This window comes from Chitinophaga silvatica, from assembly GCF_003419895.1.
Lineage (GTDB): Bacteria > Bacteroidota > Bacteroidia > Chitinophagales > Chitinophagaceae > Chitinophaga > Chitinophaga silvatica.
The window spans coordinates 199,491-213,855 of record NZ_QPMM01000013.1; the positions used below are offsets into that span (position 1 = coordinate 199,491).

At 39.1% G+C, this 14,365-nt stretch carries 12 protein-coding genes; 4 read left to right on the forward strand and 8 right to left on the reverse strand.

Annotated elements, in window-relative coordinates; all coding sequences use genetic code 11:
• Nucleotides 1–4 precede the first annotated feature (4 nt).
• Together panD and panC are read right to left on the reverse strand one after the other, a co-directional pair.
• Nucleotides 5–349, reverse strand: coding sequence for an aspartate 1-decarboxylase (gene panD, locus DVR12_RS23255; protein WP_116978204.1), 345 nt, complete (start codon nt 347–349; stop codon nt 5–7).
• Nucleotides 350–466: 117 nt separating this feature from the next.
• The gene (panC, locus tag DVR12_RS23260) at nt 467–1,336 is read right to left on the reverse strand and encodes a pantoate--beta-alanine ligase (RefSeq protein WP_116978205.1); all 870 of its coding nucleotides are present in this window, start codon (nt 1,334–1,336) and stop codon (nt 467–469) included.
• Between the two features lie 110 nt (nt 1,337–1,446).
• Here panC and DVR12_RS23265 point away from each other — a divergent pair, with 110 nt between their 5' ends.
• The 4 genes from DVR12_RS23265 to DVR12_RS23280 all read left to right on the forward strand — a co-directional run bounded on the left by DVR12_RS23265 (nt 1,447) and on the right by DVR12_RS23280 (nt 6,895).
• The gene (locus DVR12_RS23265) at nt 1,447–2,265 is read left to right on the forward strand and encodes a glycogen/starch synthase (protein WP_116978206.1); all 819 of its coding nucleotides are present in this window, start codon (nt 1,447–1,449) and stop codon (nt 2,263–2,265) included.
• A 57-nt stretch (nt 2,266–2,322) separates the two neighbouring features.
• Nucleotides 2,323–3,681 (forward strand): DUF4270 family protein, encoded by a 1,359-nt coding sequence (locus DVR12_RS23270; RefSeq protein WP_116978207.1) that lies wholly within the window; start codon nt 2,323–2,325, stop codon nt 3,679–3,681.
• A 21-nt stretch (nt 3,682–3,702) separates the two neighbouring features.
• Nucleotides 3,703–4,959 carry a methionine adenosyltransferase gene (metK, locus tag DVR12_RS23275; RefSeq protein WP_116978208.1) on the forward strand — a complete coding sequence of 419 codons (1,257 nt, stop codon included), beginning with the start codon at nt 3,703–3,705 and terminating at the stop codon, nt 4,957–4,959.
• A 523-nt stretch (nt 4,960–5,482) separates the two neighbouring features.
• Nucleotides 5,483–6,895 (forward strand): right-handed parallel beta-helix repeat-containing protein, encoded by a 1,413-nt coding sequence (locus tag DVR12_RS23280; protein ID WP_116978209.1) that lies wholly within the window; start codon nt 5,483–5,485, stop codon nt 6,893–6,895.
• A 4-nt stretch (nt 6,896–6,899) separates the two neighbouring features.
• Here the strand turns inward: DVR12_RS23280 and DVR12_RS23285 are convergent, their stop codons facing one another.
• The 6 genes from DVR12_RS23285 to DVR12_RS23310 form a co-directional block, all read right to left on the reverse strand.
• The gene (locus tag DVR12_RS23285; protein WP_116978210.1) at nt 6,900–7,838 is read right to left on the reverse strand and encodes an alpha/beta fold hydrolase; all 939 of its coding nucleotides are present in this window, start codon (nt 7,836–7,838) and stop codon (nt 6,900–6,902) included.
• The gene (locus DVR12_RS23290; protein ID WP_116978211.1) at nt 7,835–8,611 is read right to left on the reverse strand and encodes a carboxylesterase family protein; all 777 of its coding nucleotides are present in this window, start codon (nt 8,609–8,611) and stop codon (nt 7,835–7,837) included. The genes DVR12_RS23285 and DVR12_RS23290 overlap by 4 nt, the downstream gene beginning before the upstream one ends.
• A gap of 21 nt (nt 8,612–8,632) precedes the next feature.
• Nucleotides 8,633–9,355, reverse strand: a complete 723-nt coding sequence (locus DVR12_RS23295) for a TolC family protein (RefSeq protein ID WP_116978212.1) — start codon at nt 9,353–9,355, stop codon at nt 8,633–8,635.
• Complete coding sequence (locus DVR12_RS23300) at nt 9,352–10,779, reverse strand: O-antigen ligase family protein (protein ID WP_147323530.1); 1,428 nt, start codon at nt 10,777–10,779, stop codon at nt 9,352–9,354. Before DVR12_RS23300 ends, DVR12_RS23295 begins: the two co-directional genes overlap by 4 nt.
• A 119-nt stretch (nt 10,780–10,898) precedes the next feature.
• A complete protein-coding gene (locus DVR12_RS23305; RefSeq protein ID WP_116978214.1) occupies nt 10,899–11,945 on the reverse strand; it encodes an acyltransferase family protein in 1,047 nt (348 codons plus the stop codon).
• Nucleotides 11,946–11,972: 27 nt separating this feature from the next.
• Nucleotides 11,973–14,159 carry an exopolysaccharide transport family protein gene (locus DVR12_RS23310; protein ID WP_116978215.1) on the reverse strand — a complete coding sequence of 729 codons (2,187 nt, stop codon included), beginning with the start codon at nt 14,157–14,159 and terminating at the stop codon, nt 11,973–11,975.
• Nucleotides 14,160–14,365 lie beyond the last annotated feature (206 nt).

A 14,365-nucleotide genomic window follows, 5' to 3' on the forward strand; every position in this document is an offset into this window, starting at 1 on the left:
GGGTTTATAATTTATTTCCCTCTTTCGGGAATACGGCAATAGGTGTATATTTTTTAGCTTCTTCGAAGTCCATAATTGCATAGGAGATGATAATTACGATATCTCCTGGAGCAACCTTTCTGGCAGCCGGGCCATTCAGACAGATGACACCAGAAGCACGTTTTCCTTTAATTACGTAAGTTTCTAGTCTTTCTCCGTTATTAACGTTTACTACCTGAACTTTTTCGTATTCAATTAAACCAGCGGCATCCATCAGGTCTTCGTCAATCGTGATACTTCCAACATATTGCAGATTGGCTTCCGTAACTACCGCGCGGTGAATCTTACACTTTAAAATTTCAATTTGCATAACTATAACTGGCTTAACGCTGTTTAAAGAGCGTTTGCAAAGCTATGGAAAAATAACCGAACATAAATCAGCGCCCGCTATAGAATTGCAGTAAGCGATGGCGGGCACTGAATATGGTTAAATCCGGCCTTGTAAAATTATGTTATCGATCAGTCGGACACCGTCGAGCCAGGCAGCGATGGCGGCTACTACGGTAGCGCTTTCAGCGGGAGGTTCGTTTAGTTTGTGAATGGTACCGTTTTCTACTATCAGAATATCAACGTATTCGGGATCGAATCCTTCATTTTTGAGGAAGTCGAATGCTTCGTGGGCATCTTCCATAAAAAGGAGGCCTTTACCGTAGTTCTGTTTTATCTTTTGCAGTGCTTGATAAATAGCAATTGCTTTTTTTCTGGCAGTGGGAGAGAGTCGGGCATTCCGACTGCTCATGGCTAAACCATCGGCCTCACGTTGGGTAGGACATACTACCAGTTTGGTATTTGACTGAATGATATGCAGCAGTTGACGAACAATCAGACACTGTTGAAGGTCTTTTTGTCCCATAAAAAGCTGGTCAGGTTGCACAATATCCAGTAACTTGTGAACGATTATACCAACGCCTTGGAAATGTCCTGGTCTGAATTCTCCTTCGAGAAGGTTTTCCAGGTTTCCGAAGTCGTAATGGGGTTGTTGACCGTTGGGCCCATCAGGATACATTTCTTCTACAGATGGTAAAAAAAGTATATCCGTGGATACAGTATTTAATTTTTTAATATCCTCATCTACGGTAATGGGATATTTTTCGAAATCTTTTGAATCATTGAATTGTGTCGGATTGACAAAAATGCTGCAAACGACCACATCCGTTTCTTTTTTTGCGGCCTGAATAAGTGACAGGTGTCCTTGGTGGAGGGCGCCCATAGTAGGCACAAAACCAATGCTTTTGTTATTTTTTCTTACCAGGTCTAAATGCTTCTTTAGGTCGGTTTTGCGCTTAAATAGATACATAATTCATTGCTTAAAAGGATGTTAAAACTGACAGATTGACCAATATTCCGTAAAAAATCCGTAATTTTGCAAGCCAAATTAAAAATTACTGCATTAATAATCAGCGTTAAATGTCCACAAAGAAAAGAATTCTTTTTATTGCCCAAGAGATGTCGCCGTATCTGGAGTTGAGTGAATATGCGGCCATGGTCAATAAAATGGCAATTAAGTCCAATGAGGCTGGCCTGGAAGTGAGAGTGATCATGCCTAGATTTGGAATTATTAATGAGAGAAGACACCGTTTGCATGAAGTTGTAAGGTTGTCGGGTATCAACATAGTAATTGACGGAGATGATTATCCGTTGATTATTAAGGTTGCCTCGCTGCCTAATGCCCGTTTGCAGGTGTACTTCCTGGATAATGAAGATTATTTTAAGCGGAAGACGGTTTTTGCAGATGAGAACGAGGAGTTTTTTGATGACAATGCTGCGAGAGCTGTGTTCTTCTGTAAAGGAGCCCTCGAGACGGTGAAAAAATTCGGATGGCCTCCGGATATTATTCATTGTAGCGGGTGGATGACTTCTTTGATTCCGATGTATTTAAAAACGGCCTATAAGAAGGAACCTGTTTTTGCTAATTCAAAAGTCATATATTCGTTGACGCCAAATTCTTTTAAAGAGAAGTTGGGTTCAACTTTCATTAAAAAAGCGACTATCAGTAATCAGATTAAGGAAAAAGATCTGGAGCTTTTTAAAGAAGGTACCAATACTGCTTTAAACAGAGGTGCAGCGAAGTATGCAGATGCTGTTGTGTTGGCCGGTGAGAAACTGGAGAAGAAAGTGGTGGATGAGGTTAAAGCGGAAAAAGGAAAGATAATCTTACCTTTCAAAAAAGATAATGAAGATCTTGGCGATTACTTACAATTGTATAACCAGTTGTTAGGCAAATAGCCAATTAATAAGCATGTTCGGGCAGTTTTAAAACAATACTCACTAACAACTTAACGCGTGAAGATCAATTTCAGGAACCTTAGCTTTTTAGCTACCTATATAACTCTACTATTTGGAGCTGCTGGTTGTAACAAATCAACAATTCTTGGAGGAAGTCTTATTCCCCCGGGCGATCTGGTAAATTCACAGGATACTATCATTACCGACATCATAGCCAACAACATCCTACGCTATGATTCTTCCATTCTGAATGGTCAGAATGCCTATAAAAAAATCCTCGGTTCAATTAATACCGACCCGGTTTTCGGTAGAACCCAGGCCTTCGTGTTTATGCAGGTGTCATTACCGAAGAGCGATTTTACCTTTGATGGTACCGGTCAGACGTTGGACTCTGTAGTATTATCCGTTAGCTATGCAGGATATTCCGGAGACTCGTCTACTCCACAAACCTTCAGGGTTTATCGTATGAATGAACCAGGGTTTACCATTGATTCGAATTATGCTTACAATAAAGTGTTGGGGTATAACAAAGGCGAATTACTAGGTACAGCTACTGTTACTCCTATTTCACTGCGCGACTCCGTAAATATTTACGGGAATATGCAAGCCGCACAGCTCAGAATTAAATTGAGCAGTGCATTTGGAAATAATTTATTGCAACAAACCACTGATGGTGCCTTTAAAAATGATTCGTCGTTCAGGGATTATCTGAAAGGGTTTGCCATTGTACCTGATACCAGTTTAGGTAACACCAGCAATATGATTTATCTGGATCTCAACAACTCCAATACCAAGTTGTCTGTTTTCTATAAAAACAGTACTGATGATTCCCTGATTGCAACAATGGGATTCAATCAGTATGCCAGTGCACACGCGAACTATTTTATTCGTAATTATAATGGTTCTCAGGCTGCCAGATTTATTAACTCCAATAATCCAAATGGCGACAGCCTTTTGTTCCTGAATGCAGCTCCGGGATTATTTACCAACATTAAAATTCCGGGATTGGAGAACTTCCCTAATGTGTTAATCAATAAAGTTGAATTGGTAATTACTGAGGTAACTAATGGACCAACTGATAGAAATGATATTTTTATTCCTCCAACTAGCTTATCTTTGCGCCAGTATACAAACGGTGATACCACCAAAATCCCCGTTGATTATAATGTAGGAGGTGCTTCATACTTTGGCGGCACACGTCAGGTGGTTACCAACTTTGGAGGAGTGCAGGTATCTCAATATACCTTTAACCTTGCAAATACCGTTCAACGGTTCATCAAGAAGCTCGACCCCAATAACGGTTTCAGATTGGAGGGCTATTCCCCTCTTTACATGGATGTAAATCGTGTGAAGGCCGGAGGAAGCAATCTTTCGCAGTATAATATCAAACTCAGAATTATTTATACTAAACCATAAATCTACTAATCCCGGTTTTTTATGCCATATTTATTTACATCTGAATCCGTTTCAGAAGGACATCCCGATAAAGTAGCAGATCAGATTTCAGACGCCCTGATTGATAATTTTCTGGCCTATGATCTTAAGTCAAAAGTAGCTTGTGAAACACTGGTTACTACTGGCCAGGTTGTATTGGCTGGTGAAGTAAAATCAGAAGCCTACCTGGATGTTCAGGATATTGCCAGAGAAGTAATTCGCAAAATTGGTTACACGAAGAGCGAATATATGTTCGAAGCTAATTCATGTGGTATATTCTCAGCTATTCACGAACAATCACCTGATATCAACCAGGGTGTTGAACGCGTAGCTCCTGAAGATCAAGGTGCTGGTGACCAGGGGATGATGTTTGGTTATGCTACCCGTGAAACTGAAAACTACATGCCGTTGGCGTTGGATCTGGCACATAAACTGTTGCTCGAACTGGCCGCCCTGCGCAGAGAAAATAAAGATATTACTTACCTCCGCCCTGATGCTAAATCACAGGTTACTATCGAATATTCTGATGATAACAAACCTTTAAGGATTGATACCATCGTTATTTCTACACAACACGATGATTTTGACGAGGATGGAAAAATGCTGGCTAAGATTAAGGAAGATATGATCAACATCCTTATTCCTCGCGTTAAAGCACAATTGAAGCCTGAATTACAAAAACTGTTTGAAGGCTACGATATCAATCACCATATCAACCCAACCGGTAAATTTGTAATCGGTGGCCCACATGGCGATACTGGTTTAACAGGACGTAAAATCATCGTTGATACCTACGGTGGTAAAGGTGCGCACGGTGGTGGTGCTTTCTCTGGTAAAGATCCTTCCAAAGTAGACCGCTCTGCTGCTTATGCTACCCGTCATATCGCTAAAAACCTGGTAGCTGCCGGAGTTTGTGACGAAATATTAGTACAGGTTTCATACGCTATCGGTGTTGCTAAACCTTGCGGCGTTTACGTAAATACTTACGGTACCAGCAAAGTAGGGCTCCATGACGGTGAAATCGCTAAAAAAGTAGAAGAAATCTTCGATCTGCGCCCTTATGCTATCGAACAACGCCTGAAACTGCGTAACCCTATTTATAGCGAAACCGCAGCTTATGGACATATGGGCCGTCAACCTCAGACTATTACCAAAGTATTCAATAAAGGCAAGAAGAACGAGAAAAAAGTGGAAGTGGAATTGTTTACATGGGAAAAACTGGATTACGTGGATAAAGTGAAAGCTGCTTTCTCCCTCTAATAAATAAAGTGATCAGCATATTTACTGGCCAGTACAACTTCAAAAGTGTACTGGCCTTTTATTTTGAGTCGTTTACCAGGTAAAATGGGCTAAACTTTTAATTAATCAGCAGTTCCTTCAACATAAAGTCTAAAAAAAGTTCAAAATTTTTTATATATAATGACTAAAAATATATATAAAAATAAATAATATGGTTAATGGTATTGGATTTCAAGGCTGATAAGTATTTGCACCCCGCAATTTAATAAGTAGTTCAACCAACTTACAAGGTTGAGATACCCAGACTTATAGCCTAACGTAATTTTGTGTTTTATGTATTAATAATATTTGAAATATAAATTGCGTTTTTGTATTTAGATTTATAGATATTGCAGGCAAGTTAAAATTACCAGCCACAAGCTTTTATCCGGAAAAAAGTAGGCTGGCACCATGTCCAAACAATTTATTCTATAACTCTAGGAAAGCAAACTACCATAGGTAGAAAGAAAAACCATTACACACCATAACTGAATTTTGAAAGACCATGATGAAGAAACATTCAATCTCTTCAAGAATTATGATGCTACTTGCATTTGCATTCTTCTTTGCTCTTGGCAGTTGCTCAAAAGAAAAAAACACTCTGGAAATACCAACGCACGGCCAAACCGATACAACTACTGCTGGCAAACCAGTACCCTCTACAGGTAAGGAATACACTTTTGTACCTGATGCAAATGGAAGATTATTACTGGATGACAGCAAAGGACAATATAAAGGAGGGGATATCCTTAATTTAAAAGGAACTTTTACTACTGTTGTTATTACAAATCTGAAAGGTTCTGCCGGCAATCCAATTATTGTTAGGAATGCTCCTGGTACCGTTGTTAAAATAGGCGTTCCTTCCTGGAACGGAGGCTCATGGTCTACTGCTTTTAGCTTCGTTAACTGCCATTATATTAAGGTTGGTGGAAGTAAAAGTAAATCAGATATTCTGATCGATGGAAGCACTCAACCTTCAAGAGAGGCATATTTCAATCTTACACTTAGCAGTCATTCCGACAATTTCGAGATCAGCAATATTACAATCCGAAACGGTGGAACAGGAATTTGGGCAAAGACAGAACCGTTAAAAGACGATCCTTCTACCCATTACCCCAATTCAACCATGGAGAATCTGCTTATTCATGATGTTGAAATTAGCGAAACCTATAATGAAGCAATGTATATAGGACATACTGCCCTTTATTGGAATCTTACTGCCAATGCTCCCTATTACGGCGATCCTTCAGGGTTTACTCCCGGACAGAATTATGTGCAGCCAATTAAATGGCGTAATGTAAAGATCTTCAACAACAGGGTTTTAAGTGGCGGAAAAGATGGTATTCAAACCTCAGCTATAGACCAGTTGGAGATTGCTGGAAATGAAGTAACCCAATGGGGCGGACAACATAATTCCGGCCACAATGGTGGTATCCTGATCGGAGGAAGAACTACTAATACCAACGTTCATGACAATTACGTACATAACGGTTGGGGTGAGTTAATCCAATTTTATGGAACAGGAGAGAACGGCGCTACTCACATCATTAAAAACAATCTGCTGAGAGATAATGAAGGCGATGGTGTAAGTTTAAGAGGAACAAATAATGCCGTAATTCAGATTCAGAATAATACAATTGCAAATGTAGGTGGAGTATGTCTTCGAATTAATGGTTATCAGGGAATGAAAGCTCCTCAGCAAGTTAAATCCAATGCATTTATTCAGCCTAAACCAATCGGAACTACAGTAAGCTTCAACGCATATGTATATACTGAAAATGGAGGCGTTTATGTAGAAGGAACCGGAGCTGAAGCAAATACCAGGATTCCGACAGTAGCTGAAGCAGGTGTGGATACCAATAATTTCTATCAACCTAAGGTCGGTTCAGCTATTCTGTCTTCCGGGTATCGGAAATAACGTTTCAATCCAGCTTAAGAAAATCTTTTATTAAAGGATTCACTTGATCTGGTTGCTCATAATGTGGCATATGCCCGGCATTGGTTATCTTTTTGCTAATCAATGTCGGGTATAATTTTTTATAATCCTCTAGTTTTTGAATAGGGAAGAAGGGATCACTATCTCCGTAGATCAGCAAAATGCTGTTGGGCTGAATGGCCGACAAAAAATGCAACTGGCTTTTATTCAGCATGCAATGCCAGGTAGATAATGTAATTCGTTTATATCCTTCAAAGTCAATGAAGTGCTGCAATCGCTGGCTATATTTTGCAAATAACTCCATATCCCTGAATTCTTTTCGCTGATTTTCTATTGAACGCGGATACCAATAACAGGTCATCAGAAATTTGTCTAGCACTGGAACAGACAATAATTTTGAGGCGCGTAAATCTCCGCTCGCTGCGGGGCCCAACAACACAAGTTTTCTTACCCTTTCCGGATGCCTGGCGGTAAACTGCATGGCAATGGCTGAGCCCATAGACATAGCCACCAGATCTACGGGCTGCTTAAATCCTAATGTGTCGAGTAACTGCTTTAATTGTTGCTCATATAATTCAGCAGAATAGTCCACATCCGGGCGGTCGGAATACCCCCTGCCATAAAGGTCATATGTAAGAATCCTGGGGCTACCCTCAAGCATAGATGGTAATGTATAATCCCAAACTTCCATACCTGTAGCCCCGCCTCCATGAATAAAAACGATAGTATGACTACTATCCGTACCACTTATTTTGTAATGAACAAGTCCATCCTTTAAGGCAATAAACTCCCCTGGAGCCTGTGACCTTAATTGGTCATTTACGCTGTATTTCTCCTGAGAAAAACTCATCCACACGTAAATAGCCAATCCGGCTAGGATACAGACTCCCAAAATGAACGTTACAATTTTCAGTGCTTTTCTCATTTCTTATATTGTAGAAGCCACTCGTAGATGTTTAAACCATCTTCCTTATACGATGGGGTGTAGTAAGTTTCCCAACAACAATGTTTATGATCGCCTATGGTTATTTTAGTTAGCCCTGGCTTATATTTATTGGTACTGTCGACATATGCCTTGCAATTACTTAGAAATGCAATTTCTTCGGTTCCTGCAAAGTACCAGGTATGAATATTGTTTTTGGCAGTAATGGAGAAACTCTTTAAATTTTTGTCGTAAATAGAAGCAGGCGACATACATACGGCTGCGGCTATACGAGGTGCTGTAACCGGGTCTGTAATTGCCATGCCAACAGACCAGCCACCCGCACTATAACCAGTAATGTAAACACGTGCAGGGTCTATCGGGTATCTTTTCAGCAGGTCATCCAGTGCAACATTTAAGTGTTCGGGGCCTAAAGACCAGCTGGTTGCCAATGGAGCGAATACAATGAATTCGTATTTTTTTCCATCTACTTTATTTACAGCATCGATGTTTTTCCCTGCATGCATTTGTTTGGTCACTCCCTGGTGAAATATTTTTGTCACGTCATCTCCAGCAATACTTTTACCATGAAAAGCAATGATAATGGGATACTTTTTCCCTTCTTTCATGTTGGGAGGTAAGTGGATCAATGCCGGAACATGATGCCAGGGTGTTATCGGTACCTGAATTTCTTCAAATGGTTTCAAAGAAGTCTGCTGCCCCAGTGCCACCCTTCCGCATATCAAAATAAGTGTAATAAATACTATCTTCTTCATCTACTTATAAAAAGGAATAATTTACAGATGTAATAAAACGTCTTCCAGCGTAGTGCCTATAATCGCTTCAAGAATGTACTTAGACTGTTTTACATCTCTTTCAAGATTTACTTTTCTTACCATTTCTGCATTGTAAATACGATATGCATCGTTTACAGTTTCTACTGCAGTATTTTGATCTCCACCTGAAAATTTGGATTCAGTTTGTTTATAGTGGTTATAGGCATCTTCCAACAATGGTAGTTGCAATTCATACAATTGTTTATTCGCTGAATAATCTTCATATGCTCTTAAAACTGCTGATTTCAGGTTTAGCTTTTCACCTTCTTTTTGCTGATCAATAGATCTGCCAGTGGCTTTAATAGACTTTACTTCAGCTGGGATACTTACAAAATTTCCCAAAGGAACCATTATACCAAAATTATATCTTGGATAAAGGGTGTTATTATTGGTATTTCCTTTAATCGTATACTCGTTTAAGTTACCAGCGGCGGTAAGCATATTCAACCAACCGGCTTTGGCCCTGGTCTGATCATAATTTGTTGCTGTTTTCTTCTCTTCCAGAAGCTTGATAGATGGATTGTTCATGGCTAATTCCACCAATCTTACTTTCAACTTTTCAACAGTATAAGTTTCGGTAGGTAACTTTAATATTATTGAGGTATCACGGGCAGAATGTTGCTCCTGGGCTGATAAAGTGCTACAGGTACACGTCGCTAATAAGAAAAACAGGATCTGTTTCATTTGTTGATATTTGTAGTTGATAAATATTTTGTCTTGATTACTATTCCATTAAGCCCATAATATAGCATTGCCGACTCTATCAGTCCGGATGCTTCCTGAGCATACATACTAACCGTTAGAGCAAACAATACGCAGGCAACTGTTAGTGCAAATTGTTTTTCTTCTTCTGTTTTACCATTGAAGTAATTGGCAATAGCATATTTCAGTAGCAGATATAGATTAATCATCACCAGAATAAGACCAATCGGACCTTGTTCCAATGCCGTACGGAGATAACCGCTATCCGGTGGAAATCCATCCAGTTCGGTACCTGAACCTGGTTCACAACTAAGTAACCCGCCACCGATAGGATGACTATATATATATGGTTGAATACGATGTCTGTTAACATCTCTTACATTGAGCGAAGCATCTTCAGTGCCGGAAAAGGCAGTTCTGATACGAACAATAGTGGGACTATTATGAAATGGCCCAAACATCATCACTAAAAATGCAAGTACAAATAATGCTACTCCAATGATAGTATTACGGTTTTTTAGATTTATAAGAACCAGTATTAATATTCCCATTGGTACCATGATGTAAGCAGTTCTTGTTCCTGAATATCCCAGGGCCATAAATTGCAAAATCATGGAAATCACCAGCAGTACTTTTTTCCTTATTGAAATCAGTTTTTGGGAGCTGGTAAGTAAGGTTATATTGATAATTACACCACATGCCATTAACAAGCCAAATACCGCGGGATCAGACATGAATGAAAATATGCGAATGCCTGTAATAATGAGTACCGTCTTGAATTTTTCAGGATACCGGGCAATGAATGATTTCTCAAACGGGAGTAAACCAAACCATTGCTGGATACAGGCATAGATTGCAGCTATTGTAAGTATTGTAATCCAGAATTTCAGGAAGAATTGGAGATCCTTCATATTTCTTATAAGCTTCATTACAAGAAACATAAAAAGATAATTTCTCAATAACCCACGGGCGAAGGTTGTCCAGCCATGACGGTCATGAACAGCAGGATTGAAAAACTCAAGTAAAATCAATCCTGTGTAGATGTAAAATGAAATTAATAAGGGATCCCTTATGAAATCAATCTTTCGAATACTTTTATCATCCTGGTTCATCAGACTACCAAGTATGGTAATCAATAGCATTGCATCGATCACTACACCCACACTTAATTCAGCGCCAGACATTCTTTCAAGCACCCGTACTGTTAATGCAACTGTAACCGCAATATAGTACCCGGCCCTGTAGTTCATTACGGCAACTCCAGCCAACGCCAGCCCAAATACTCCTCCAAGCAATAGCACAGCAAACTTTACGTCTATTGAACTCAGGTAAGCAATTAGTGGTATAGCTAATATCCAAATAGCGGTGAGTGAATAAGTCAGTATGTTTCTCTTCGTATATTCCACAATGCTCAATTACAAGAACACAATTTTTACCGACATGGCTATTAATACCAAAACAATAAAAATCATGATCAGGGTTTGATGAAATGATTGATCTATAGGTTTCTTCTTTACTTTCTTTTTCATTGCAGTGAAACGCTTTTAGATCTTTGTTTTACTTTAAATTGGCCGGTAAAGAGGAAGGAAAATCCAAATTTGACACAGCATTTATATATCAATAATGAAAGACTAATAGCAGATGGAATTAATATAACCAGCAGTATTGTACCGTTAGTCAGCCCACTTCTTATCAATATTTCCCGCAAAATTGCAGCTATACTCACATGCAATAAATATATGTATAGAGAATAGTGCCCGATTGTCCGAAAGAACTGTAGTTTATTACTGGCAGCAAGGCAGGAAGAAAGTTGTATAACAAACAGACATCCATAAAGTGCTATCGGTAAATAAAGAAACATATTCATGTCCTGATGAAATAGGTAGTAAAATTGCAATCCTATAAATACAAAGAATGAAAAAAACAGGTATTGGGGATTTGATAACCGTTGTTGTACATTCTCCTGAAAGAAAAATTTTGCACCAAAGTCTCCCACTGCAAAAAATATGTAATGCAACATTATATCATACAAGGCACTGTATTCACGAATGGTAGGAGAGAACCCCAAAAATACCAGTCCAATGAGCAGATGAATATATTTGTTGCCTTTAGTAAGCAGGTTTACAGTCAGGTATAATATTGTTACATTAAACAGTGCAAACAGATACCAAAGTTGATCCAACTTTCTTGGTTGTAAAAAGATATCCAGGTAATCGGCTAATGTTCTGCTTGAGTTTGTATAGGCAGAAAATACAATTTGCAAAGTTATTTGTACGATAGCCCATAATAAGTATGGGTAGAGTAAAGTATTTATCTTATTAAAAACAAAACTATTTTCCCCCCGTTTACTTAAACTCCTCACAAAAAAAGCTCCTGACAGCAAAAAGAATAGTGGCATTCTGAAGCTGTAAAGCATATCATTAGCAGCTATTATTGATGCGGGCATTTCTATACCTTTTGCCAGTAAACCATAAGCCAAATGCCTGTATACTACCAATATAATAGCTATACCCTTGGCATAATCCACCCAGGCATAACGTTTACTATCAGTTGTGGTCGAGTTATTTGTCATATTGGACAGTTGCTGATGACTTAATTATCAGAGCTCCAGAAAATCTTCCTTCACAGCATTCAATACTACTCCCAGGAATTTATCACCAAGACTTTCCAGAAATTCTGAAGATTCGTGGTCTATTTGTTTCATGTGGAGTTTGGAAGAAAATATAGCTACAACACCTTCTGCATAAGCTGAAAGCTCACGGCTGTCGGTAAAATCATTCAACGGAGCACCTTCCATAATAATATAGTCGTAGTATTTCTTGAGTTCATCAAGGTAATTCAACACATTATTTGGAGGCAATATTTCAGAAGGAGTATAGTCGCCTCCTTTGCATCCCATTACTTCAATTCCCGGTGTGCTATATGTGGTAACATATTCCCGGAATTTCTCGATACTAAAATCCTGAGGTGGAAGGGAGAAAGATTCTAAAGTCTTAGCCGCTTCCATCTGAACAGTTATATCATTATTACAAAAGTTAGTATCCAGAACAAGCACACGTTTATTGCTCAGGCTCAGACTATAGGCTACTGCTTGTACCAGGGTGGTTTTGCCCTGTTGAGGTTCTGTACTGGTGAACAGGAATATTTTTCTCTGGCTGTTTTCCAGTTCAAAACGGAGCTTCCTTAGCAGCTCTCTGAACATATTCTGACGCTTCAGCCACTGCGTTTCATCTGTTTTTTTCTGTAGCGTTTCCAGAATATCATACTTACGGAGGTTAGTATGATTGATGGTAGCAATGAGTTTCAGGTTGCTTTGGCGATTAAAGACAGATGGAGACTTTAAGGAATTGTCCATAAATTCTGTAAAGAGAATTCCAAGACTCGCTATAATAAACACAGCAGCACCCGACATTCCCATAATTATTAAACGCTTGGACGATTCAGGAGTAAAGGCTGGCTGACCTTTTAAAGTTTGGCGGAAGTTGTCCTGAGGCACATTATTATTATCTAATGCAGCAGCAAGTTTCTCCTTCAATTTATTGTATTCTTCCTGGGCCAGTGTTACTTCCTGTTGTAAGCTACCTACAGTTGCTTCTTTATTGGCATATGAGCCAACGGAAGAACGTAATCTATTGATTTTGCTTTCCAGGCTACTGATATTCAGCTTAGAAGCACTTAATTCGGCTTCCTGCGCACTTTTACGTTGCATCAATTCATCACGGGAAGCTACTTTGCCGCTAGGTGTACCGTTATCTATAAGCGCTTTCTGTAATTTGGCACGTTGTGCTTTAATTTTATCTGCCAGGGCATTATCTGAGCTACCAGTACGGAGGTACTCATCATTTAAGTCGTTGATTTGTTTTCTTAATGCCAGGATCTCACCATTTGAATTATTATAGGCGGCTTTACCACTACCGGCTTGATTGAGCTGATCGCTGAGGTTATTGATAGAAGCTTGTAAAGCATTGAAATTCGCCCGCTCATCCGACAAAGATTTTTCAAATTGTTTAATGAGGTCCCATTCATTTCCACTTGCGGTTTCCACGTTCAATACACCCTGGGCTGTTTTATATTGCCTCAATGCTTCGATCTTAGCATCCAATTCTTTTTTCTTCTGGTTAACGAGCGATTCAAAAGTGGCTACGTTTTCAATAGTTCTTTCTGAACGTGAGCTGCGATAAAACCTGATGAATTCGCGATACAGGCTATTTACAGCATAGGCGGAAAGATCCGGATTTTCGGTGTAGGCAATTATATTGATGTAGTCTGTACGGGATAATCTGTTTGCATAAATCATTTTGCGAACAGATTCGTAATCATACTTATATAATTTCATGTATTCGAGCACTCTTCTTTCTTCAGGAGAGGAGCTTGACAGTACTTCCAGAGAATCATACTTCTTTCTGCAAATTCTATAGATCTCTTCTCTGTTGGCAACTTTATATTCTGGTTTTTTAAATTCCTTTTCTGTCAGGGTTCTGAATGGCTTATTGGAGGTCAGATCATGCATCATGAGGTCGCAGGATAGCAGTCCGATTACCAATGGAGAATTCATTGTTTCCACCACATTATCAAATTTCACATCTGCTTCAAACAAATTTAGGTTTTCGTCCCGTAATTTGATTTGTTCATTGGTGGTGAATCCTGTGGCCAATTGAGCTGTGGAAGCATAGAGCCGGGGTTTCCCAATGGTAAAGGCAAAGGCGGCAGCTACAGCAACTGCAGTACTAATAATTATCCACCATTTCTTTTTAAGTAGTGCCTTTATAAAAAATACTATATCCATATTCTATTTAAATCCTTTAACTATTTGATTATAGGGGCATAGGAACAATTATCTGATAATAATCATCTAGTACCCGGTATTTTATTACTGGAATATCAAAGGAAATGGTAAAATAAGTTGGCAATGTGCCTTCTGGTTTATCGGAGGATGAGGTTATATTCAAATACCAGAACATGATAGGTTCAGGTATATTCGGTTTGTGTAGC

Excerpts from the sequence above, each read along its gene's own strand:
- panD (WP_116978204.1), bottom strand. The coding sequence starts at position 349 with ATGCAAATTGAAATTTTAAAGTGTAAGATTCACCGCGCGGTAGTTACG.
- panC (WP_116978205.1), bottom strand. The coding sequence starts at position 1,336 with ATGTATCTATTTAAGCGCAAAACCGACCTAAAGAAGCATTTAGACCTG.
- DVR12_RS23265 (WP_116978206.1), top strand. The coding sequence starts at position 1,447 with ATGTCCACAAAGAAAAGAATTCTTTTTATTGCCCAAGAGATGTCGCCG.
- metK (WP_116978208.1), top strand. The coding sequence starts at position 3,703 with ATGCCATATTTATTTACATCTGAATCCGTTTCAGAAGGACATCCCGAT.
- DVR12_RS23280 (WP_116978209.1), top strand. The coding sequence starts at position 5,483 with ATGATGAAGAAACATTCAATCTCTTCAAGAATTATGATGCTACTTGCA.
- DVR12_RS23285 (WP_116978210.1), bottom strand. The coding sequence starts at position 7,838 with ATGAGAAAAGCACTGAAAATTGTAACGTTCATTTTGGGAGTCTGTATC.
- DVR12_RS23290 (WP_116978211.1), bottom strand. The coding sequence starts at position 8,611 with ATGAAGAAGATAGTATTTATTACACTTATTTTGATATGCGGAAGGGTG.
- DVR12_RS23295 (WP_116978212.1), bottom strand. The coding sequence starts at position 9,355 with ATGAAACAGATCCTGTTTTTCTTATTAGCGACGTGTACCTGTAGCACT.
- DVR12_RS23305 (WP_116978214.1), bottom strand. The coding sequence starts at position 11,945 with ATGACAAATAACTCGACCACAACTGATAGTAAACGTTATGCCTGGGTG.
- DVR12_RS23310 (WP_116978215.1), bottom strand. The coding sequence starts at position 14,159 with ATGGATATAGTATTTTTTATAAAGGCACTACTTAAAAAGAAATGGTGG.